This is a genomic window from Chryseobacterium sp. Tr-659, from assembly GCF_011752975.1.
In the GTDB taxonomy this organism is placed as follows: domain Bacteria; phylum Bacteroidota; class Bacteroidia; order Flavobacteriales; family Weeksellaceae; genus Chryseobacterium.
Window position 1 is genome coordinate 82,081 of sequence record NZ_VWWP01000011.1, and the last position, 21,756, is coordinate 103,836.

Genomic DNA, 21,756 nt, shown 5'->3' on the forward strand with positions numbered 1-21,756 from the left:
TTTATAGTAATCAATTTTTCATTTAAATTATATTACAATCTATCCTGTTCAACTGTCTTTTTTATCGTTTTTGCGTTTTTTACAGCCTGATTTCCAAAATTGAATTTCAATGAAAATGTGAATCCCTGCGCATCAGTGTAATCCAGGAAATAATTATCCTGATTGGCATATTTGGTACTTACTTTCTGGCCTGTTGTTCTGAAAATATCACTAAAAATAAGACTGGCTTCAAGTTTTTTATTAAAGAACTTTCTGTTCATTACAAAATAGGCAGACCATTGGCTGGAAATTCTGAAAGTTCCCTGTACTCCCGGAGAGTAGTAACGATGCCCCATCTCCATCTTCCAGTCATTATTTTTATCAAGAGTAAAACTTGTTGAGATATTGGAAACCCAGTTCCAGACCTTATTTACGTATAGCATTCCATCGGTTCCTTTGAAATAATTCTCATTATGCTCAAGGTTTTCAGAAAGGATAATATTCCACCATGGTTTCACCTGAAAATTCTTATATAAGCTTGCCCCGAAGGCTTCTCCTTTTTCGATATTGGTAAAATAATAGATCAGGCTGTTGGTACTTGGTTCCTGAAATGAAATCTCCATAGACGGATAAATCTCTTTACGGTAATACAAATCAAGATTCCAGTCTTTCCAGGAATAAGTAAGATTAAGATTATGAGTGATTGTGGCTTTGAGTTTAGGATCTCCCTGATAGTATGAGAACAGATTATAATAAGATTTTGCAGGATTCAGCCATGAATAAGATGGTCTGCTAATCCTCTTCCCGTAAGAAAACCCGAATTCCTGTTTATTTTCTGTTGTATACTGTGCATAAAAGGTAGGAAAAAACTTCCAGTATTTATTTTTATTGAGCTCATAAGGTTCGGAAACAATTCCTTCAAGATCTGTCATTTCTGCCCGAAGCCCTCCTTTGAAGTTCCATTTTCCGATATTGTAAGCCAATGACGAGTACAAAGCAAAATTATGTTCCTTATAATCAAAAATACTGCTTTTGTCCGGCCTATATTGCAAAATCCCGTTCTCATTGTCAGAGAAATCAAGTTTACTGCTGGTTTTTACAAAACTGTATTTTGCTCCTGATTCTAATTCGAACTTTTCCCCTTTCCATTGATAATCCAATTGGGTGGAATATAGCTGTACATCCGCTTTATTCTTTGTCAGAAAATCATCCTCTCTTGGCGGCTGGCCCATGAAATTAAGATGAGTGATCACATTTTGGTATTTATCGGAATTATTCCCCGTAAAATAGTTAACCCACGACAAACTGCTTTTTTTATTGAGTTTTCTATCTGCCTGAAAGCTTAGGGAATTGTTGATGGAACGTGAACTGTGATCATTAATCGTTGTATAATCAGATTCAACAATATTCTGTGCATTATAAATTAATGTAGGAACGTTGTAGGTTCCGAAAGATTTCGGAGCAAAAAAACCAGAATAGTTCAGGCTTAGACTGGTAAGACTGTCCAGCTCATATTCTGCATTAAAATTAAGGGTATTCTGACTATTGTTTTTATCCTTTCTGTTCATTGTGCTTACCCATCTGGTCTGGCTTTCTGCATAGTTTACATAGTCTGTTCCTTCTCTGTAGTAAGTTCCCATCCCCTTGTAATAACTTCCCATCAGGGAAAGTTTATCTTTTTTATAGTACTGGGAAACGCCAAAAACACCTTTTGCATATTGTGTTTGTACATATTTGGATGATAAGATTCCACGATACCCTTCAATTTTATTCTTTTTCAGAATGATATTCAGTACTGCACTTCCTGATGCATCATATTTTGCCGGCGGATTGGTAATCACTTCTACCGATTTCACCTCATCTCCCTGTGTATTTTCCAGAAGATTTTTAAGCTCATCACCTGTCAGCATTACTTTTTTATCATTGATAGTGACTAAAATCCCGGTGCTTCCTTTTATACTTAATACATTATTATTAATGGTAACACTTGGTGTATTTTTAAGGATCTCCCAGGCGTTAAGCGAAGAAATATTACTATTTTCAACATTAAACTCCAGACGGTCAACTTTTCTTTTCACCAGCGGTTTCTTTTTGGTCATAACAACTCCTTCTATTTCCTGGGATTCTTTTTTGAGGGTAATATGAAGTGGTTCGGGATTTTCAGGATCGAGTTTTTTTTCAAATAAAGCATAGCCCTGATTTTTAATTATCAGTTTTATATTCTGGCCGGAGATTTCATCCAAAGTAAAATTCCCATCATTATCCGTTTTCAGTTCTCTGATCAGTTCATTTTGGGAATTATAAAGTTCTATTTTTATTGCTGAAAGTTTTTCATTCTCAGCATTTACAACGGTTCCTGCAAGCTTTTCTTTTTGAGCCAGCATAAGAATCGGAAAACACAGGAAAAGAAGAATTTTATACATCATAATTTTTTTACACTACAGATTGTATTTCTGTTTTATTTTATGGTACAAAATTCTTCATTACCTCATAAAAACATGGTTAATAGAAGGTTAATGATGAGTTAATGTCCTTTTTTAAAGAATAAAAAAAATGATACATAGAGGTTAATGAACGGTTAATAACAAAATAATGGCTCACGGAAAATGATGAATGTTTTATCTTTGTTTCAATGATATCCAAGAGTAAAAATCTTCTCGCTGTTTTTGCTGCTTTATTCCTTATTTTGCTGGGAATACAGGTTTATTTTATGTATAAAACCTATCAGGTTAAAGAAAGGGATATCTACAGATCTGTTAACGATGGTATTGCCAACTATACGGATAAACTTGAAGATCTTCATGATGCTAAAGAGATTAAGGATGATACACTTCAGAGAATCATGATCAGGTATTACAGTAAGGAGATAGGTAAAAAAGAGTTTCTAAAATATTTTCTGGAAAACAGAAAGATTGCCAGTGAGAAAATGGAACGTTATATAGACAGCCGGTTAAAAAAGGATGGCTATAAGATTTCAGCAAGAATCCGTTATATGTCTATCATCCACCTTCCGGACAGCACTAAAGTAATTGATCATCCAATTACTATTTTTGAAACAAAAGATAAAGTCATAAAACCTAAAATTGCCAGCAACGGCAGTTGGGAAACCTCATCCACCAGAAGAAAAGATAATGGTAACCGGGAAATTGAAAAAAGAGACACCTTCCTTGTTAAAAGCCAGACGGATTATGAAGTAAAAAACATAAAAAGTTTAGTTTTCAAAGAGCTTGCTCTGTTGATCATTTGTTGTATTGCCCTTCTGTCCGGAGTTCTTTTATTATATATTTTTACGATTAAAAACTTAGAGAAGCAACAGAAGCAGGTAGAAGTTCTCCACACGATTGTGGATAACATTTCACATGAGTTTAAAACTCCCATCGCCACTTTAAAAATTGCGTCCAAAGCATTAAAGAAAGACTGGAACCCGGAAACGCTTCCTTTAATTGACAGACAGATCTCCCGTCTTGAAAGCCTGATGTTCCAGCTCCATAAGGATGAAATACCTGATGAGATTGTTGAAATAACCCCTGATGACTGGAATTTCTTTATTCACGATCTGGCCGTAACTTATCCGGAAACGGAATTTAAATTTGAAAACAAAATATCCGGGAAGTTACCTTTTGATAAAAATTTAATGGAAACCGTTATTAAAAACCTTTGTGAAAACAGTGTAAAATACGGAGCTTCTGTTGTCAGCATTAAGCTTAACGTTTCTCAACAACATCTGGAAATAGAAGTATCCGACAATGGCCAGGGTATGGAGAACAAAGAATTAAACCCTATTTTTGAGAAATTTTACAGAATACAAACCCATAATATTCATAACAGTAAAGGGCTTGGTCTTGGACTCTATTTCGTAAAGAAGATCATTACCAATTATCATGGAAAAATAGATGTATCCAGCCAGCCTAAGGCAGGAAGTACCTTTAAAATATCAGTTCCTTATGAAAACTAAAATCCTTCTGGCAGAAGACGATCCGGATTTCGGAATGATTCTCAAACAGTATCTTGAACTGGAAGATTTTGAAGTCTGCTGGTTTCAGAATCCCGAGGAAGTTGTACATCTTCTTCATTCAGATTTCCCTTTCCATGTGGGAATTCTGGATGTTATGATGCCTAATATTGACGGTTTTTCCCTGGCAAAAATGATATTAAAGGAAAAAAATAATTTTCCATTATTATTTTTAACGGCTAAAAATCAAAAGATAGACCGGCTGACGGGCCTGAAAATAGGTGCTGATGATTATATTGCGAAACCCTGTGATCCGGAAGAACTCGTATTAAGGATTAAAAATATTCTTAAAAGAGTAAATCCTGCTCCAACAGAAACAATCATAAAGCTTGGGCAATATTCGCTGGATACCACTAAACTTCTGCTGGCTCATCCTAATGGAAATATCCGACTGACCGTAAGGGAGCAGGAACTTATTTTATATCTTCTGAAGCATAACCATTCTACCATAACAAGGGACAATATTCTCGATAATCTCTGGGAAACCAATGATTATTTTACTGGAAGAAGCCTGGATGTATTTATCAGCAGGCTCCGCAAGTATTTTAACAATGATCCTGAAATAAAAATCCAATCCCTTAGAGGAATTGGATTTGAAATTGATTTTCCAATCAACTAATTTTTATAAGGAAAGATTCACAATCACCGGAAAATGGTCTGATGGGTACAAAAGATTTTCTCTTCTGTCATTAATATGTCTGTGAGATTTTATCTTAAAGCCATTCGTGAAAATATAATCAATTCTATCTTTCGGAACCTCATTTACATTGAAACCTGTGAATGTTCCTACCGGGCCATAGTGCTTGGTTTCGGAATGATAAAAGGTATCTTTCATATTCTGGGAAAGGATTTTAATCGGTTCAGAGTCATCTGTAAGGTTAAAATCTCCGCTTAATGCTACCGGCAAATTCTTTGGATTCAATTCCTTGATTTTTTTCAGAATCAGTTCGGAAGACTTTACTCTTGCAACATTTCCTACATGATCAAAATGAAGATTCATCGCAAGGAATTCCTTTTTCGATTTCTTATCTTTAAATACGGCATACGTACAGATCCTGTTCAATGCAGCATCCCACCCTTTTGAAGGTTTTTCGGGAGTTTCAGAAAGCCAGAATGTTCCTGATTTTACTACTTCAAGCCTATTTGTATCATAAAAAATAGCGGAAAATTCTCCTTTTTCTTTACCATCGTCTCTTCCTACTCCTATATAATCGTAATTTTTTAATCCGTTCTTAATGTCCTTCATCTGCTCCGGAAGAGCTTCCTGTACTCCGAAATAGTCAGGGTGATAATAAGTAAGCAGATCCGCAACATCCTGCTTTCTCTTTGGCCAGGCATTGTCTTTATCTGAATCAACATTCAGCCTGATATTAAAACTCATTACGGTAAGGTCCTGTGAAAATCCTAATGCAAAAAGCATCAGAAATACCATTGAAAATCTGAAATTCATACGTTATTTTATCAATAAGAGACAAAAATAAAACTTCTCTGTGACAGAAAAGCTTCATTTGTATGATTATATTGTTAAATTATCTTTTTCTTCTTCTACAGATATAAAATATTCCTGAAATTCAGTTTCGGAAACAGCCCTATTGCTTTCAAGCTTCACAACACCTATTGTTTTATAGTGAGCAACCAGCCTTATTCCCTTGCTATTCAAAAGAACCTCAAGCTTTTTTAAATTTATATCTTTCTTTAAAACTGCCAGATAAGTGATCATATTACTTGTATTAAACCGTTTCCAATATCTCTGTATTTTATGCCTTCAATGGGCCTTGCCTTGTTTTCAATCAGCTCCCAGATCTCTTTTGCAGATTTATTGGGAAATTGTTCCATATACAATGCTGCGAGCCCGGTAACATGGGGTGCTGCCATGCTGGTTCCGCTCATGCTGTAATAAAAGTTATTTTTGTTCTTTGAGTTTTTAGGATAGGTACTTATAATATCCACTCCTGGAGCACAGACATTGATATTTCCTCCCGTGGATGGATTGATCCCGGCATTTGAAAATCTGGCGATCTTCATTTGCCCGTCAATTGCAGCAATAGCCATAATAGATTTTGAATTGGCCGGCATTGAAACAGGTTGCGGGATCTGCGGTCTGTTGCTGTCATTTCCTGCCGCTGCAATAATAAGGCAGTTATTTTCCAATGCTCTTTCTCCTATTGTTTCAAAAAGTACCGAAGGCTGATCATCAAGTTTCACCGGGCATGCCAGGGAAAGAGAAAGTATTCTGAACTTTTTCGTGATCGCCCAATCTATTGCGTCAATCACGCTGCTGGTAGTGCCTCTCCCGTTATCGGCGAGCACTTTTGCGATCTTCAGATTACAGTCTTTTGCTATTCCGTACCGTTTTCCAGTATCACTTCTTACACTCCCTGATGCCACTCCTGCGCAGTGTGTACCATGTCCATTAGGATCTCTGTTCCAATCTTCTCCATCTATAAAAGATTTCCCTTCAATTTCTTCAGAGGAAAAATCGGGATGAGAAGTTTCAAGACCTGTATCCAGAATGCAGACATCAATTCCTTTTCCTGTAAAATGGGCATTTTCCAGCCCGATGGCTTTCAGTCCCCATTCCATTTCAATAAATGAAGTTTGCGGTAAAGGTTTGCTGCTGATATATTTTTCAAGCTCCGAAATCTTTTCTGAAAGTCCGGCGGATTGTTTTTTAAGCTCATTAATCAGCTGTAATTCATCCGCAGGGAAAAATTCTCTTTCTTTTTCGTAATAAACAATCGCATTCGATTCATTTTTCACAGCACTTTTCAATTGATCTTCATCCATATTTTCTACTACAAGAGCCCCCAGATTTTTATAAAGTACCCCGTTATCCTTATCAATAATTTCATAAGAACGGTTTTCTTTGGAGAGGAGTTCTGAAGAAGTAATGTTCACTTCCAGCTCTTTTTCTACTTTTTTGAGCGCGGTTTTCTGCTGATCTTTCAACAGAACAATATATCTTCCGGTTTCCATAATGATCTTTTTTAAATTAATTTCAGAAATATTTTTTCCAGAATGAGGAAAATGTCTTCAGGAATAATGGACAATCTCAACTTTTTATTTATTCCGGATATCGCTGTATTTTGTCCAACCAGTGAAGTCCAGAAGCTTTCAATTTTAGATACGGAATTCAATTCTTTGAGCTTTTCATCATCCAGGATTCCATTCTGATATAATGAAACGATGATCCCGGAAATAAGCTCTTCCGCGTCATCAAGTTTTTTGTTTTCTTTAGCATAGATTTCCATCAGAATATCATAAATACCTTCCATCCCATTGAAAGAAAACCCTCCCAGAAGCTCTCGTCTTCCGGTCACTATTTTTTCCATTTTTATAGGATTAAAACCTCTCTTAACGGTTGATATCATATTCATGATTTTTAATACTTCGGATTCATGGCTGGTGTTTCCTTTGGTACGGAAATATTCCAGAACCTCATTCAGGAATACTTCAAAGCGGGCATCAAAGTCAAATGATTTTGACAGATACAAGGTCTGAACTTCATTGAAATGCTCCAGAAGTTCTTTTATTTTTTGTACCGTGTAGTGAATAAGTTCCTGCATTACTCAAAAGTTATCTGTTCTATTTCATTACCGTCTTTATCCTTGTATGACACAATCCTGATTCCTTCCTCCTCCATTTCCACATGAAGATTGATAAACAGCTTATCTTTATCTTCCGCCGCGCTTGTATTGGGGTCTATGTAAATGTTGTTCAGTTTTGCGTTGACCAGTGTATATTTATTCAATAAAACCTTTGAAAAAATCTCTTTCAGTTCATCGGTTTCTTCTGCAGTGGTGCCGTCTTGGGGTCGAAATATTCCTGAATTAAGAAGCTGGACTTTGGTTCTGAGATCAAGTTTAAGCACCTCGTTGGCCGGGAGCTTACCAAATTTCTGATCATTCTTTTCCAGTTTACTGAACAGAGACTTAAACTCTTCTGTCTGAATCTGTTTTTTTGTAATCTCAGGAATATTCAGCCTTTTCTCTTTATTCACCACACGGATTCTTTCATTCATTTCTAAAACGAACTGATCCTGATTCAGTTTAAAATTGTATTTAGAATCTGAATCTATGTCTGTTATTTTGATCGGGATATCCATCTTTACGCTGGGCAGCGCATATCTTGGAACCTTAAAATATTTAAGGTACTCATGACGGGCATATTCTTTTGCAATAAGAACCGCATTCTCGTCTGCTTTTTTACGAGCCTGAATTATCTCATTGTTGAGATAATCCAGGTAATCTGATAATTTTATCATTTTTCGTAAAATTTATTGAGAAAGAAGTCCAAGAACTTTTTCAAGCCCTGCAGGCATTTCATCATTAGTTGCGCGTACTTTTACTCCCAGGGAATATTCTTTTTCCACTTTAATTCCCGTACTGGAAGTTCTTTTATAAGATACATCCACTTTAAATTTTACAGGGCCCCATCCACCGGATACTCCTGCATTGATTCCGAATTCGTCGCTTACATCTTTAGTATAGGTCGAATTTAATTTAACATTAAAATCTACTTCACAGGTTTCAATCCTAAAACTTGGAACATTCAACAATGCTATAAAAGGCACTGAGATTTCCACATCATCAGGAATTGTTTTCGGGTTGGTTGAGCTTACCGGCTCATCTGGTTTAAAATCAGGATTTGGAATATTTTTTTTGTATTTGAATTCTGCCATTCTCAATTTTTTGGGACTGGCTGTATTTGCAGGATCTGTAAGTTCAAAACCAACTTCATTGATGAAATTAACAGTGGCAATAGAAGCATTGGACTGCGCTTTTACACAGGCATCCAAAGGCCCGCCAATAATGGTCGCAAAGTCAATACTTCCTAATTCTGCAGCAAAATCTGCACCGGCAGCATCAGAAGTTCTGAAAATTTCATCATCAGCTGCCATTTTACCGGCCATAAGCTTCATGATCTCTGAAGATGCCCCGGAAAAAGATTTTTCCCACTTTTCATCATAGCTTTTTTTGAAATCATCTACGATTCCCAACAGTTCTTTATTCGTTAATGAACTCAGCTCTGAGGTCTCAATTCCTGATACTTTTTCATAAACTGCAGGAGTTAAAACTTTTTCTACTCCCGATAAAAGATCAATTAACTCATTTTTTGTTTTTTTGGCGTGGCTTGCTTCAAGCACAGATTTTAATGTTTCCATGTTTTTTTGTTTTTAAATTAATATTGTAGAGCAAAACTACATTACTGATACCCAAAACATTGTAGGAAAACCCCTCTACCTCACCCGGAAAAACACCCTAAAAAAGAAAAGCCTAAACTTACGGTTGCAAGTTTAGGCTTTTATAACATCTATTAAGCAGCAGAACTATTCTATTATGGTCTTCTGCTATTATTTTCCATATTGATATCTGGAACCACAGAATCCGGATCAAGTCTTACTTCATTTATTTCTTTATTGGCATCTACCTTAAAGGTCCATTCCGTATTTCTTTTCCAGACCTCAACAGGTATTTTTACCGTTTTTGCCGTTCCATCTTTAAATTTAATCTGCACAGTGGTTGGCATCGGCATCTGGCCCAGATTTTCAACTGTTACCTGTGCTCCGTTTTTAAAATCTCCGTTGATATATTTTACGGCTTTAACTGATTGATCAATTTTCCATTTATTGAAGAACCACCCTCTCCAGAACCAGTTCAGCTCTTCACCTGAAACATTTTCCATGGTGTGGAAGAAATCCCATGGTGTAGGATGCTTAAAGGCCCAACGATCAATATAAGTTCTGAATGCTTTGTCAAATTTTTCAGGTCCAAGAATAGCTTCTCTCAAAACAGACAGTCCCATCCCCGGTTTATAGTAAGCCAAAACTCCGATATTTCTTTCTCTCATATTATCCGGTCCCACCATAACAGGTTCCAGATTATCTGCCATCAAAAAGCTTCCTGAACGTGCAAGATCTTGCTTAGTATAATATTCTCCTTTATTGAAAGCCTGTGTTGAAATTCCATTGATAAAAGTATTAAATCCTTCATCCATCCAGGCAAATAATCTTTCGTTAGATCCTACGATCATCGGGAACCAATTATGCCCGAACTCATGATCCGTAACGCCCCACAAATCTTCTCCTTTAGAATCCATATGGCAGAATACAATTCCAGGATACTCCATTCCCCCTTCATTTCCTGCAACATTGGTTGCTGCCGGATACGTGTATTCATACCATTTTCCTGAATAATGCTCTATAGCAGCTTTGGTATATTCTGTAGATCTGCCCCAGGCCTTTTCTCCAGCACTTTCAACAGGATAGGCTGAAATAGCAAGTGATTTTTTGCCACTCGGAAGATTAATTCTTGCGGCATCCAGAATAAACCCGGCTGATGAAGCCCATGCAAAATCTCTGGTCTGGTTAATTTTAAATTTCCATGTTTTTGTACCTGAAGATTTATTTTTACCAATTTCAGATTCAGGACGAATCATTACGGTTTTATCACTGTTTCTAGCCTGGTTCCATCTATTGATTTCTTCTTTACTGTAAACTTCTTTTTCATTCAGAAGCTCTCCGGACGCCACTACATAATGATTGGCCGGCACCGTAATATTAGCTGTAATATTTCCGTATTCCAGATAGAATTCGGAAGCACCAATATAAGGCAGCGTATTCCAACCCATTACATCATCATATACACACATTCTTGGATACCACTGTGCTATGGTAAAAATTTTACCGTTCTTTGTGTCCTGAACCCCCATTCTGTCTGAACCGTATTCCGGAGAAATAAAGGAATATTCTATAGCAATTTTAGCAACGCCTCCTTTTGCTTTAAGCTCCTTAGGAAGATCAATCTGCATTCTGGTATCTGTAATGGTATATTTTACATCTCTGCCATCAAGTTTTACCGATTTAATATTGTACCCTCCGTCCAATTCTTCACCATGTGCCCCATTTCTGCTTCCTGAAAGCGGGACAACTCCGTTACCACGGGAGTCTTTAGCAAACAGATTCTGATCCAGCTGCAGCCAAAGGAAACCTAATTTATCCGGACTATTATTAGTGTATGTGATTTCAGCAATTCCTGAAATTTCTTTTTTCTCTTCATTCAGGCTGACATTTAAATGATAATCTGCTGAGTTCTGCCAATAGGCATGCCCCGGCTGTCCGCTTGCAGAACGAGTTTCTGTACCGGTCTGTGGGTAGAAAAAAGGTTTAAATGCTTCTACATAATCATATTTCGGGGTTTCCTGTGCATATGCATATCCTGAGAGCATTAAAGCAGCAACTGCCGAAACCAGGGTTGGAAATTTAAAATTCATTTTTAAAAATTATTACTTACTATATTGGTAAAAAAACTCCCGGATTTGTTACACATCCGGGAGCTTTTTATCAATAAGTTATATTAGTTTGATTTTTTTGCCTTGATCATTGCTTCCAGCGCATCCCACATTTCACGTGGTATTGCTTCCAGCATATTGAATTCTCCAGCTCCCTGAAGCCACTCTCCTCCATCAATTGTTACCACTTCTCCATTCATATATGCTGAATAATCTGAAACCAGATAAGCGGCAAGATTAGCCAGCTCCTGATGTTCTCCGACTCTTCTCAAAGGCACTTTCTTTCTCATATCGAATTTCTCCTGAAGGTCTCCTGGTAATAATCTGTCCCATGCTCCTTTTGTTGGGAAAGGTCCCGGTGCAATAGCATTGAAGCGGATTCCGTATTTCGCCCATTCTACTGCCAGAGATCTTGTCATTGCCAGAACGCCCGCCTTAGCACAGGCCGATGGTACTACAAAAGCAGAACCTGTCCATGCATAAGTGGTTACAATATTCAGAACTGTTCCCGGTGTTTTGGAATCTATCCAATGTTTTCCTACTGAAAGAGTACAGTTTTTGGTTCCTTTTAAAACAATATCTAAAATAGAATCAAAAGCGGAGTGAGTAAGTTTTTCGGTTGGTGAAATGAAGTTTCCTGCAGCATTATTCAACAGAATATCAATTTTGCCGAATTCTTTTAGGGCGGCTTCCTTCATTGCTTCCACCTCATCCCAGTTTCTGACATCACAAGCTACACACAAAACTTTTCCCCCTGTTTCATCTTCCAGTTCCTTAGCTGTAGCCTGCAGTTTTTCCAAATTTCTGGAAGTAATAACGACATGTGCCCCCAGTTCAAGGAAATATTTTGTCATCGCTTTTCCAAGGCCGCTTCCACCTCCTGTTACAATCGCTACTTTATCTTTTAGTGCACCTTCGCGCAGCATGGGTTGTGTATATAGATTCATAAAATATTTTTTCTTAAAAATAATAAATATTAAACGGATTGTCTTCAATTTAAATTTATAAATAATGCCATAAATAATATTCGTTGTTTTTTACCTATTTTTATCTTACGATAATTAATCTGTTTATGAAAAATCCGGGAACTTCTGTTTTTCTCTTATTGCTGTTCTTCAGCTTACATCTTAAAGCTCAAAAATTTGAAAAACTCTATCAATATGTTAATCCTCTGATTGGAACCGAAAAGATGGGACACACTTATCCCGGTGCTACCGTTCCTTTTGGGGCCGTACAATTAAGCCCGGAAACAGATACAATATCTTATGAACTGAACGGTAAATACAATGGTGAAGTTTACAAATATTGTGCAGGCTATCGCTATGAAGACAAAACGATCGTAGGTTTCAGCTCTACTCATTTCAGTGGTACGGGGCATTCCGACCTGGGAGATTTTCTAGTGATGCCTACTATCGGTAAACTTCAGCTGAATCCCGGAACCGCCTCCCATCCGGAAAATGGCTACAGAAGTCGTTTTTCTCATCAGAATGAAACTGCTGAGGCCGGATATTATAAAGTAAAGCTTGAGGACCACAATATTCTTGCTGAATTAACTGCAACCTCCAGAGTTGGAGTTCACCGATATACTTTTCCAAAATCCGATCAGGCTCATATCATCTTAGATCTGATGGCCGGAATCTATAATTATGACGGAAAAAACATCTGGACCTATGTTCGTGTAGAAAACGGAAATACCATTACCGGTTACCGACAAACAAACGGCTGGGCAAGAACAAGAACTGTTTATTTTGCAATGAAGTTTTCAAAACCTTTTAAAAGCTACGGACAGCAAAATTATGATGAAAAACAAGTATACAAAGGTTTTTGGAGGAAATTCGACCAAACTAAAAACTTCCCTGAAATTGCAGGAAAAAACCTGAAAATGTATTTTGATTTTGATACCAATGAAAATGAAGCTATCGAAGTTAAGCTTGCCATTTCTCCTGTGAGCCAGACTAATGCTCTGGAAAATATGGAACGAGAAGCAGGAAATCTATCTTTCGAACAGGTGAAATCCAAAGCTCAGGAAAATTGGAATAATGAACTAAACAAGATTATCATCAAAGGTTCTGATACGGAAAAGACTAATTTCTATACAGCCATGTATCATACATTCATCAATCCAACTACTTACATGGATGTGAATGGAGAATACAAAGGATTGGATCAGAATATTCATAAAGCTGAAGGATTTACCAATTATACGACATTTTCTCTTTGGGATACCTATCGTGCCCTTCATCCGTTCTTTAATATTATCCAGCCCAAAAGGAACGGTGATATGGTAAAGTCCATGATGGCTCATTACGATCAGTTTTCTATGAAAATGCTTCCGATCTGGTCTCATTATGCCAATGATAACTGGTGTATGAGCGGCTATCACAGTGTAAGTGTTGTGGCTGATGCTATTATTAAAGGAAATTATCAGGGAGATCCTAAAGAGGCCTTAAAAGCCTGTGTAGAAACCGCTAATAAAAGAAACTATGAAGGTATCGGGCAATATATTGATCTTGGATATATTCCGGCGGAAAAAAATGGCACTTCAGTTTCCAATACTCTGGAATATGCCTATGACGACTGGGCTATCGCTCAGCTGGCCAAGCATCTCGGTGAAACGGAAATCTATAATCAATTCATGAAACGTTCTGAAAACTGGAAAAATAACTTTGATCCTGCCATAGGATTTATGCGTCCCCGATTAGCTGATGGAAGTTTTAAAAAAGGGTTTGATGTACTAAGCACCCACGGGCAAGGCTTTATTGAAGGGAATTCATGGAACTACAGTTTCTTTGTTCCACAAAATCCAGGAGAACTGATCACCATGATGGGTGGAAAGAAAAAATTTGCAGCCAAGCTGGATGAACTTTTCACCATGCATTTACCTGACGAATTCTTTGCAGATACCGAGGATATTACCAGAGAAGGGATCATTGGAGGATATGTTCACGGCAATGAGCCTGCACATCATGTGGCTTATCTTTATAATTGGGCCGGACAACCATGGAAAACTCAGGCACAGATCCGCCGCATCCTTGAAATGCAGTATAAGGCTACTCCTGACGGGTTGGGAGGAAATGACGATGCCGGACAAATGAGTGCATGGTATATTTTAAGTTCGTTAGGATTTTATCCTGTAGCTCCGGGATCGGAAGATTATTCTATCGGAAGCCCGGCTATTGATCACGCTATTCTAAACCTTGAAAACGGAAAAAGCTTTGAAATTGAAGCAATCAATCAAAGTCCGAAAAATGTATATGTACAAAAAGTTCTTCTGAATGGAAAGGAGATAAAGAATTTTACATTGAAACATTCTGAAATTATGAATGGAGGGAAATTGACATTTTATATGGGGAATAAGGCCAAGAAGTAAAAGGTAAAATTGCAAAATCACGAAAAGGTACATAGATATATTTTACTGAAAGAAAATATTCTCGAGGATTATCGGGATTAGGCAAATGAATGGATTTTAAAATTCCCGTGGCCTGTATAATCTAAGAGAAATAAAAATAAGTTTTGGCCAATGCCAATGGAAGATTCCAAATAAAGAGAGCGGGCTAAAGCCCGCTCCTATTGAATTATTACATCAGATATATCCGAAGTATTTATTATTTGTCTTCCCTATTAATCTCTCAATTCAAAAAGCAAACGCTCTCCGAATTTTTCCTCTGCAATTCTACCGTTATCATAAACCAGATTTCCATTTACAAACGTTTGAGTAACTTTAGAATGGAAATTCATTCCTTCCAGCGGGCTCCAGCCGCATTTGTATAGTAAATTATCTTTGGAAACCGTCCAGTTTTCATTTAAATCTACTAAAACAAGATCGGCTTTGTATCCTTCTTTTATGAAACCTCTTTTCTCCACTCTGAAAAGAATTGCAGGATTGTGAGACATCTTTTCAACAATTTTTTCAAGGGAAATTTTTCCGTTCTTATAATTCTCCAGCATCACTACCAATGAATGTTGTACCAGAGGTGCTCCTGAAGGACATTTTGTATACACATTATCTTTTTCTTCTGCCGTATGTGGAGCATGATCTGTCGCAATGACATCAATTCTGTCATCCAGCAACGCTTCCCAAAGTGCATCTTTGTCTTTTTGAGTCTTTACAGCTGGATTCCATTTAATAAGAGCTCCTTTTGTTTCATAATCATCATTTGTAAAAGTCAGATGATGAACACATACCTCAGCTGTTATTTTTTTATCCTTTAAAGGAATATCATTTCGGAAAAGCTCCATTTCCTTTGCTGTGGACAGATGGAAAACATGAAGTCTTGCTCCTGTTTTCTGTGCCAGCTCTATTGCTTTGGATGAAGATTTATAACAAGCTTCCTCACTTCTGATCAAATGGTGGAATTTCACAGGTATATCTTCTCCATATTCATCCATATACTTCTGGGTATTGGCCCTAATGGTTGCTTCATCTTCACAGTGAACGGCAATAAGCATTTTGGTATTGCTGAAGATATTTTCCAAAGTTTCCGGGTTATCCACCAGCATATTTCCTGTAGAGGAACCTAAGAATAATTTAATCCCTGGAACATTTCTCGGATTGGTTTTCAAAACTTCTTCAAGATTGTCATTAGTTCCTCCCATCATAAAACCATAATTGGCATATGCTTTTTGGGAAGCAATCTCGTATTTGTCCGCTAATAATTCCTGGGTAACAGCATTCGGAACTGTATTAGGCTGATCGATAAAACTGGTAACTCCTCCCGCAATGGCTGCTCTTGATTCGCTTTCAATATCGCCTTTGTGAGTAAGACCTGGATCACGAAAATGCACCTGGTCATCTATTACTCCGGGAAGAAGATACTTTCCGGAACCATCGATCACCTGATCTGCATCCTCAGAAATACCAACGGCAATTTTGGAAATTAAATCATTTTCTATTAAAATATCACTTTCAAGGATCTGTCCCTCATTGACTATTTTTACATTTTTGATTAAGGTCTTCATTTTTACTTTTTAGAGATTAGATTTGAGAGATAAGAAGTTATATGGAAAATACCGTTTCTTATTTTTTCAAGTATAACAGCAAAATTAAGATTTTATGTTTTAATTAACCTCAAAATCGTAAAGCGAATACTTAAAGTTTTACATTTGTAAAAAATTTCGACTTTGTATAAGAAACTATTAGGACAGACAATCATCTACGGAGTTGGGGCTATAGCACCAAGAATTATTTTATTTATCCTTAACCCGCTTCTGATCTATAAAATACCTAATGAAGGTTTTGCAATTTTCACACAGCTTTATGCACTAATCTCGTTTGTGAATATTATACTTTCTTTTGGTTTTGAAACCGCCTATTTCCGTTTTTCTGCCGAAGAAGGAAATGAGAAAAGGACCTTCAACACTTCGTTCTGGTTCTTATTTTCAACTTCTAGTATTTTTCTCGCATTATGCTATTTATTCAACCAGCCTGTTGCAGATTATTTAGGATATCATGATAACCCGGAATATATCAGATGGTTTGCTTTAATTGCCTTTTTTGATAATTTGTTGGTAATTCCTTTTGCGTGGCTGCGTTTTCATAATAAACCGATAAAATATTCTGCTGTAAGGGTTTTCCAGTCTATATTTCAGGCTGTTTTTACAGCTGCATTATTCTTTTGGATTCCGGAAAATGTGTCAAAAAGCTTCGGGCTGGATCAGAATGTAGATTATCCGTTCTTCAGTAACCTTGCAGGAAGTGCTCTGGGATTTTTATTATTATTTCCCATTATATTAAAAGTACGATTCCAGTTTGTAACTTCTTTGTTCGGGCGAATGATTAAATATTCCTTTCCTCTTATGCTGGCAGGTCTTGCTTTTATGGTGAATGAAAACTTTGATAAATCTATTCAGAGAAATCACATTTCAGATGAAGAAGCCGGCGCTTATGGGGGCTGTTATAAATTAGCTGTATTAATGACTTTATTTGTCACTGCTTACCGAATGGGTATTGAACCTTTTTTCTTCAAGCAGATGGATAAAGGTGATGCTAAAAAAACATACGCTAAAGTGGCCGAATATTTTGCTTTTTTTGCTTGTGTAGTAGCCTTAGGTATCATCGCTAATATTTCGTGGCTAAAAAGTGTTTTCATTCCTAATAAATCTTACTGGATCGCAATAGATATTATCCCGATTATTGTTATTGCTAACCTTTGCTTTGGAATTTATTACAACTTTTCAACCTGGTATAAAGTAACGGACAAAACCAGTGTAGGTACTATTATCTCCTGGATTGGGGCAGGTATTAACATTGCTTTAAATTATTTGGCATTAAGTTATTATCATAGTATGATCGGTTCTGCATGGGCTACTTTCGGGGCATATCTTATTATGATGATCGTATCTTATCTATTAGGCCAGAAATATTATCCTATCCCATACAGAATGAAGAAAATGTCTTTCTTTCTGATACTACTCGCAATCTTCAGTTTTATTATCGTAAAATACTTCAATTATAACATTTTGACAAGTAACCTGCTATTTTTAATCTTCGCAGGAGTTTTGGTTTATTCCGAAAAAGATCTGTTCCTCTCAAGAATAAGAAAAAATTAATATTGGTATCTATTTTGATAATCTTTAGCTTGAAAATATTAAACACTCTTACTAAACATGATAAGTATTACATGATGAAAACGTATTAATTATTATATTTAGCAAAAAATAAACAATTTTAAACAAAAACATCTTTATATCATCTATGAAAATTATTGTTCCTATGGCAGGACGTGGTTCCAGATTACGTCCACATACACTGACAGTTCCAAAACCGCTTATTCCTATTGCCGGAAAACCTATCGTACAGAGGTTGGTGGAAGATATTGCTAAAGTTGCAGGAGAAAACATTGAAGAGGTAGCTTTTATCATCGGGGATTTTGGTCCTGAGATCGAAAGATCACTTATTCAGATTGCTGAAAAGCTGGGAGCAAAAGGAAGCATATATTACCAGAACGATCCTCTGGGAACTGCTCATGCTATTAAGTGCGCAGAACAGTCTATGCAGGGAGATGTAGTAATTGCTTTTGCCGATACTCTTTTCCGCGCAGATTTCCAGCTGGATAAAAATTCAGATGGTGTGATCTGGGTGAAGAGTGTAGAAGATCCATCTGCTTTCGGTGTAGTAAAATTAGACAACTATGGTTTCATTACAGATTTCGTTGAAAAACCAAAAACTTTCGTTTCAGATCTTGCCATAATTGGTATCTATTATTTTAATAGTGCTGAGAAACTAATGCAGGAAATTAATTATATCATGGATAATGATATTAAAAACGGAGGTGAATACCAATTGACTACAGCTTTGGAAAACCTCAGAGCAAAAGGAGCAAAATTCACTCTTGGAAAAGTAAACGACTGGATGGATTGTGGAAACAAAAATGCTACGGTAGAAACCAACAGTAAAATCCTTGAATATGAAAAAGAGGAAATGTCCCATTATCCAGCATCTGCTGTTATTGAAAACTCTTTGATTATCCCGCCTTGCTTTATTGGTGAAAACGTAAAAATTTCCAACTCTAAAGTAGGACCTGGTGTTTCGTTAGGGAATAATACCACAGTGGTAAATTCCAATATAGAAAACTCTCTGATCCAGGAAAACACAAGGATTAATCACGGAAATCTGTCCAACTCAATGATTGGTAATTCTGCACAATATTTCGGAGTTGCCAGAGAAATTTCTTTAGGAGACTATTCTGTTTTAGATTTTCTATCCAAATAAATAAGATTAGGAATTATTTAACTTAAACAAGATATAATCAAACCACACAAAATGTTTTGTGTGGTTTGGCGTTAATATTGCAACGTATTTTTAATTGAAAAGATAAATACATGAAAAATTGGATCCCACTTCTTTTATTGCTTCTTGCCCTATCATCGTGTAAAACCCGTACCACTGTTCAAAGTGAAACAGATAATAAGCGGGATAGCATTACTACCGGAAAGGATAACAGAAATCCAAAAGACGTAAATGAACCAGTGAGAGACAAACTCACTTTTTACGAGCATGTATTGATCCCGCCAAAATTTGAACAAATTAAAATTGACAGCAAAGTAAAAGTAGAAACAGGAAGCTTTGTACCTACCCTGGATGCCACAATCTATATTGAAAATGATAAAAAGGTCTGGATGAATCTCAGAGCCCTTTTTGTAAATGCCGCCAGAGGAATTGCAACTCCTGAAGGAATAAAAGGACAGGATAAAATAAACAAGACTTATATAGATTCTGATTTTGATTACCTTAACAATCTATTAAACGTTAATTTCATTGATTATAAATCATTGGAAAAAATATTACTGGGCCGTACATTTGTAAAGATCAACGATAGACAGTTTGATTTAACCCAAAATGCACAGGGCTTCAAAATGGTTTCCAATATCAATCAAAAAATTGTGACGGACGAGAAAAACAGAGAATATAAAATCGCCTTGCAGTACGATACCAACTACGATTTATTGAATGTCAATTTAAAGGATATCCTGTCTTCAGACGAACTGGATGTTTCCTACAGCGACTGGAATGAATACGAAGGAATCCGCCTTCCGAAAAATGTTAAAATAATTATAAAAGGTTCAAAATCTAGTCAGATTTTAATGGAAAATACGAAATTTGACTTTTCGAGGATGGAAACACCGTATTTTGTACCATCCAGTTATAAGAAAATTGAGATTAAATGATTAAAAAATTTAGCTTTTTAATAGGTGTTCTTATGTTCGGATTGCACCAGGGACAGGAGAAAAAAGAACAGCTGCAGAAGCAGAATGCCGAACTTAAAAAACAAATTGCACAAATAAATACAGATTTAGCTAAAACAAGAAGCGAATCTAAACTTTCTATAGCCTATCTTACCAGCGTTAATCAGAAGTTGGTTCTAAGAGAGAAAGTCTACAATAATACTCAGAAAGAAAAGAGATTTATTGAAGATGATATTTATTTACGCCAGCTTGAGATCAATCGCCAGAACAGAGAATTGGCCGTTCTTAGAAAGAATTATGCTGAGGTTCTGGTTAACGCTTATAAAAACAAAGGGGTACAGAACAAAGTAACCTTTATTCTTTCTGCTAAAAACTTGGGCGAAGCAATACGCAGAGTACAATATTTGAAGCAATATTCAGATTATCAGGACAAAAAAGCAGCTGAAATTACCGATGCGGCTAACCTGATCAAGAAAACAATTGCACAAAGACAAAATTCCGTAAAAGAGAAAGAAAATCTGTTGGTAAACCAGCAAAAAGATCTTGCTACCATTAATGTAGAAAGAGCACAAAAAGAACAGCTAGTAGCAGATTTCAAAAAGAACGAGACAAAACTTACCGCTGAGCTGAAGCAGAAGCAAACACAATCTAAAGCATTGGAAGGGCAGATTAGAGCCATTATTGCGGAAGAGATCAGAATAGCCAAAGCTGAAGAAGAAGCAAGAAAAAAAGCGGAGGCAGAAAAAATACGTCTAGCAAAATTAGCAGCTGAAAGAGAAAAGGCCAGAATTGAAGCAGAAGCTAAAGCCAGAGCAGAAGCCCTTGAAAGAGAAAGAAAAATAGCAGAAGCAGAAGCTAAAAAAGCAGCAGATCTTGCCGCAAAAAGAGCTGAAGAAGAAAGAAAACGTAATGAAGAAGCTGCCAGAGCAGAAGCTAGTGCCAGGGATGAATCCAGAAAAATCGCTGCCAAAAAGGCGTCAGATGAAGCCAATGCAAGAGCAAAAGAGGCCGCAGATAAACTAGCTGCAGCCAGAGCCGCAGAAGCAGCCCTTGCAAAGAGAAAAGAAGATGATAAAAAAGCGGCTGAAACTAAAGCAATGACCAGTTATGGTGTTTCTACAGCTTCCGGAAGCAGTTTTGCTGATAACAGAGGAAGACTTGGTTACCCCGCAGACAGAGCCGGACAGATTACTCACCGTTTCGGAAGACAACCACACCCTGTTTTCAAAAATATTACTGAAGAAAATAACGGAATTAAAATTTCCGTACCTTCGGGAACCCGTGCCAAATCAGTATTCCCGGGGTCTGTGTCTTCGGTACTGGCTAACAATGATGGAACAAAAACCGTTATCATAAAACACGGAAGTTATTTTACCATTTATTCCAATTTAGGAAATGTAAGTGTTTCTAAGGGGCAGCAGGTTTCTTCAGGAACCCCTGTAGGTACAGTAGCACAGGATTTCGACGGTGCTTATACCCTTGATTTCCAAGTATGGAACGGAAGCACACCAGTTGATCCATTAGGTTGGATTTCATATTAAAAAAAGTGTAACTTTGCAAAAATTTTAAGAGATGAATACACTAACGATACTTGCCTTATCTTGGCAGCACATCCTTATCGTAGCAATCATTTTAGTATTGCTTTTTGGAGGAAAGAAAATTCCGGAACTTATGAGAGGTGTAGGTTCAGGAATCAAAGAATTTAAAGATGCAGTAAAAGAAGAAGACAAACCAGGTTCTGAAAATAAATCGTCTTCCACAAACAATAATTCTTCAAGCAACTAAAATTC

18 protein-coding genes are annotated in these 21,756 nt (G+C 36.8%); 8 read left to right on the forward strand and 10 right to left on the reverse strand.

Features of this window, described 5'->3' with window-relative positions; translation table 11 throughout:
* Positions 1–32: 32 nt before the first annotated feature.
* Positions 33–2,405 carry an outer membrane beta-barrel family protein gene (locus F3J23_RS19670; RefSeq protein ID WP_228455387.1) on the reverse strand — a complete coding sequence of 791 codons (2,373 nt, stop codon included), beginning with the start codon at positions 2,403–2,405 and terminating at the stop codon, positions 33–35.
* Between the two features lie 206 nt (positions 2,406–2,611).
* Here F3J23_RS19670 and F3J23_RS19675 point away from each other — a divergent pair, with 206 nt between their 5' ends.
* Both F3J23_RS19675 and F3J23_RS19680 read left to right on the forward strand, forming a co-directional pair.
* A complete protein-coding gene (locus F3J23_RS19675; RefSeq protein ID WP_167032932.1) occupies positions 2,612–3,934 on the forward strand; it encodes a sensor histidine kinase in 1,323 nt (440 codons plus the stop codon).
* Positions 3,924–4,610: a response regulator transcription factor gene (locus F3J23_RS19680; protein ID WP_167032934.1), complete on the forward strand. Its 687-nt coding sequence runs from the start codon at positions 3,924–3,926 to the stop codon at positions 4,608–4,610. The genes F3J23_RS19675 and F3J23_RS19680 overlap by 11 nt, the downstream gene beginning before the upstream one ends.
* Before the next feature lie 3 nt (positions 4,611–4,613).
* Here the strand turns inward: F3J23_RS19680 and F3J23_RS19685 are convergent, their stop codons facing one another.
* From F3J23_RS19685 to F3J23_RS19720, 8 genes are all read right to left on the reverse strand, one after another.
* A complete protein-coding gene (locus F3J23_RS19685; RefSeq protein ID WP_167032936.1) occupies positions 4,614–5,441 on the reverse strand; it encodes an endonuclease/exonuclease/phosphatase family protein in 828 nt (275 codons plus the stop codon).
* Positions 5,442–5,507: 66 nt separating this feature from the next.
* Complete coding sequence (locus tag F3J23_RS19690; RefSeq protein WP_167032938.1) at positions 5,508–5,711, reverse strand: hypothetical protein; 204 nt, start codon at positions 5,709–5,711, stop codon at positions 5,508–5,510.
* Entirely contained in the window at positions 5,708–6,967 is a 1,260-nt protein-coding gene (locus F3J23_RS19695; RefSeq protein ID WP_167032940.1) for a S8 family peptidase, read from the reverse strand. The genes F3J23_RS19690 and F3J23_RS19695 overlap by 4 nt, the downstream gene beginning before the upstream one ends.
* Before the next feature lie 11 nt (positions 6,968–6,978).
* The gene (locus F3J23_RS19700) at positions 6,979–7,557 is read right to left on the reverse strand and encodes a hypothetical protein (protein WP_167032942.1); all 579 of its coding nucleotides are present in this window, start codon (positions 7,555–7,557) and stop codon (positions 6,979–6,981) included.
* Complete coding sequence (locus F3J23_RS19705; RefSeq protein ID WP_167032944.1) at positions 7,557–8,255, reverse strand: hypothetical protein; 699 nt, start codon at positions 8,253–8,255, stop codon at positions 7,557–7,559. The genes F3J23_RS19700 and F3J23_RS19705 overlap by 1 nt, the downstream gene beginning before the upstream one ends.
* A 12-nt stretch (positions 8,256–8,267) precedes the next feature.
* A complete protein-coding gene (locus F3J23_RS19710) occupies positions 8,268–9,155 on the reverse strand; it encodes a DUF2589 domain-containing protein (RefSeq protein WP_228455388.1) in 888 nt (295 codons plus the stop codon).
* 173 nt (positions 9,156–9,328) lie between these two features.
* Positions 9,329–11,263, reverse strand: a complete 1,935-nt coding sequence (locus F3J23_RS19715) for a M1 family metallopeptidase (RefSeq protein WP_167032946.1) — start codon at positions 11,261–11,263, stop codon at positions 9,329–9,331.
* An 83-nt stretch (positions 11,264–11,346) separates the two neighbouring features.
* Positions 11,347–12,228 carry an SDR family oxidoreductase gene (locus F3J23_RS19720; protein ID WP_167032948.1) on the reverse strand — a complete coding sequence of 294 codons (882 nt, stop codon included), beginning with the start codon at positions 12,226–12,228 and terminating at the stop codon, positions 11,347–11,349.
* A 125-nt stretch (positions 12,229–12,353) separates the two neighbouring features.
* Here F3J23_RS19720 and F3J23_RS19725 point away from each other — a divergent pair, with 125 nt between their 5' ends.
* Complete coding sequence (locus tag F3J23_RS19725; protein ID WP_167032950.1) at positions 12,354–14,651, forward strand: GH92 family glycosyl hydrolase; 2,298 nt, start codon at positions 12,354–12,356, stop codon at positions 14,649–14,651.
* 251 nt (positions 14,652–14,902) lie between these two features.
* Here the strand turns inward: F3J23_RS19725 and F3J23_RS19730 are convergent, their stop codons facing one another.
* On the reverse strand, positions 14,903–16,240 hold the full coding sequence (locus F3J23_RS19730) for a dihydroorotase (RefSeq protein WP_167032952.1): 1,338 nt from the start codon (positions 16,238–16,240) through the stop codon (positions 14,903–14,905).
* A 162-nt stretch (positions 16,241–16,402) separates the two neighbouring features.
* Here F3J23_RS19730 and F3J23_RS19735 point away from each other — a divergent pair, with 162 nt between their 5' ends.
* The 5 genes from F3J23_RS19735 to F3J23_RS19755 all read left to right on the forward strand — a co-directional run bounded on the left by F3J23_RS19735 (position 16,403) and on the right by F3J23_RS19755 (position 21,751).
* A complete protein-coding gene (locus F3J23_RS19735) occupies positions 16,403–17,830 on the forward strand; it encodes an oligosaccharide flippase family protein (protein ID WP_167032954.1) in 1,428 nt (475 codons plus the stop codon).
* A gap of 145 nt (positions 17,831–17,975) precedes the next feature.
* Positions 17,976–18,992, forward strand: coding sequence for a sugar phosphate nucleotidyltransferase (locus tag F3J23_RS19740; RefSeq protein WP_167032956.1), 1,017 nt, complete (start codon positions 17,976–17,978; stop codon positions 18,990–18,992).
* A gap of 110 nt (positions 18,993–19,102) precedes the next feature.
* Positions 19,103–19,948 (forward strand): DUF4292 domain-containing protein, encoded by an 846-nt coding sequence (locus tag F3J23_RS19745; protein ID WP_167032958.1) that lies wholly within the window; start codon positions 19,103–19,105, stop codon positions 19,946–19,948.
* Positions 19,945–21,507 carry a M23 family metallopeptidase gene (locus F3J23_RS19750; RefSeq protein WP_167032960.1) on the forward strand — a complete coding sequence of 521 codons (1,563 nt, stop codon included), beginning with the start codon at positions 19,945–19,947 and terminating at the stop codon, positions 21,505–21,507. The genes F3J23_RS19745 and F3J23_RS19750 overlap by 4 nt, the downstream gene beginning before the upstream one ends.
* Positions 21,508–21,538: 31 nt before the next feature.
* A complete protein-coding gene (locus F3J23_RS19755) occupies positions 21,539–21,751 on the forward strand; it encodes a twin-arginine translocase TatA/TatE family subunit (protein WP_167032962.1) in 213 nt (70 codons plus the stop codon).
* The last annotated feature ends 5 nt before the right edge of the window (positions 21,752–21,756 follow it).

Bases quoted from the DNA above. Each gene is read 5' to 3' on its own strand.
- F3J23_RS19670 (WP_228455387.1), bottom strand. From the start codon at position 2,405: ATGATGTATAAAATTCTTCTTTTCCTGTGTTTTCCGATTCTTATGCTG.
- F3J23_RS19675 (WP_167032932.1), top strand. From the start codon at position 2,612: ATGATATCCAAGAGTAAAAATCTTCTCGCTGTTTTTGCTGCTTTATTC.
- F3J23_RS19680 (WP_167032934.1), top strand. From the start codon at position 3,924: ATGAAAACTAAAATCCTTCTGGCAGAAGACGATCCGGATTTCGGAATG.
- F3J23_RS19685 (WP_167032936.1), bottom strand. From the start codon at position 5,441: ATGAATTTCAGATTTTCAATGGTATTTCTGATGCTTTTTGCATTAGGA.
- F3J23_RS19690 (WP_167032938.1), bottom strand. From the start codon at position 5,711: ATGATCACTTATCTGGCAGTTTTAAAGAAAGATATAAATTTAAAAAAG.
- F3J23_RS19695 (WP_167032940.1), bottom strand. From the start codon at position 6,967: ATGGAAACCGGAAGATATATTGTTCTGTTGAAAGATCAGCAGAAAACC.
- F3J23_RS19700 (WP_167032942.1), bottom strand. From the start codon at position 7,557: ATGCAGGAACTTATTCACTACACGGTACAAAAAATAAAAGAACTTCTG.
- F3J23_RS19705 (WP_167032944.1), bottom strand. From the start codon at position 8,255: ATGATAAAATTATCAGATTACCTGGATTATCTCAACAATGAGATAATT.
- F3J23_RS19710 (WP_228455388.1), bottom strand. From the start codon at position 9,155: ATGGAAACATTAAAATCTGTGCTTGAAGCAAGCCACGCCAAAAAAACA.
- F3J23_RS19715 (WP_167032946.1), bottom strand. From the start codon at position 11,263: ATGAATTTTAAATTTCCAACCCTGGTTTCGGCAGTTGCTGCTTTAATG.
- F3J23_RS19720 (WP_167032948.1), bottom strand. From the start codon at position 12,228: ATGAATCTATATACACAACCCATGCTGCGCGAAGGTGCACTAAAAGAT.
- F3J23_RS19725 (WP_167032950.1), top strand. From the start codon at position 12,354: ATGAAAAATCCGGGAACTTCTGTTTTTCTCTTATTGCTGTTCTTCAGC.
- F3J23_RS19730 (WP_167032952.1), bottom strand. From the start codon at position 16,240: ATGAAGACCTTAATCAAAAATGTAAAAATAGTCAATGAGGGACAGATC.
- F3J23_RS19740 (WP_167032956.1), top strand. From the start codon at position 17,976: ATGAAAATTATTGTTCCTATGGCAGGACGTGGTTCCAGATTACGTCCA.
- F3J23_RS19745 (WP_167032958.1), top strand. From the start codon at position 19,103: ATGAAAAATTGGATCCCACTTCTTTTATTGCTTCTTGCCCTATCATCG.
- F3J23_RS19750 (WP_167032960.1), top strand. From the start codon at position 19,945: ATGATTAAAAAATTTAGCTTTTTAATAGGTGTTCTTATGTTCGGATTG.
- F3J23_RS19755 (WP_167032962.1), top strand. From the start codon at position 21,539: ATGAATACACTAACGATACTTGCCTTATCTTGGCAGCACATCCTTATC.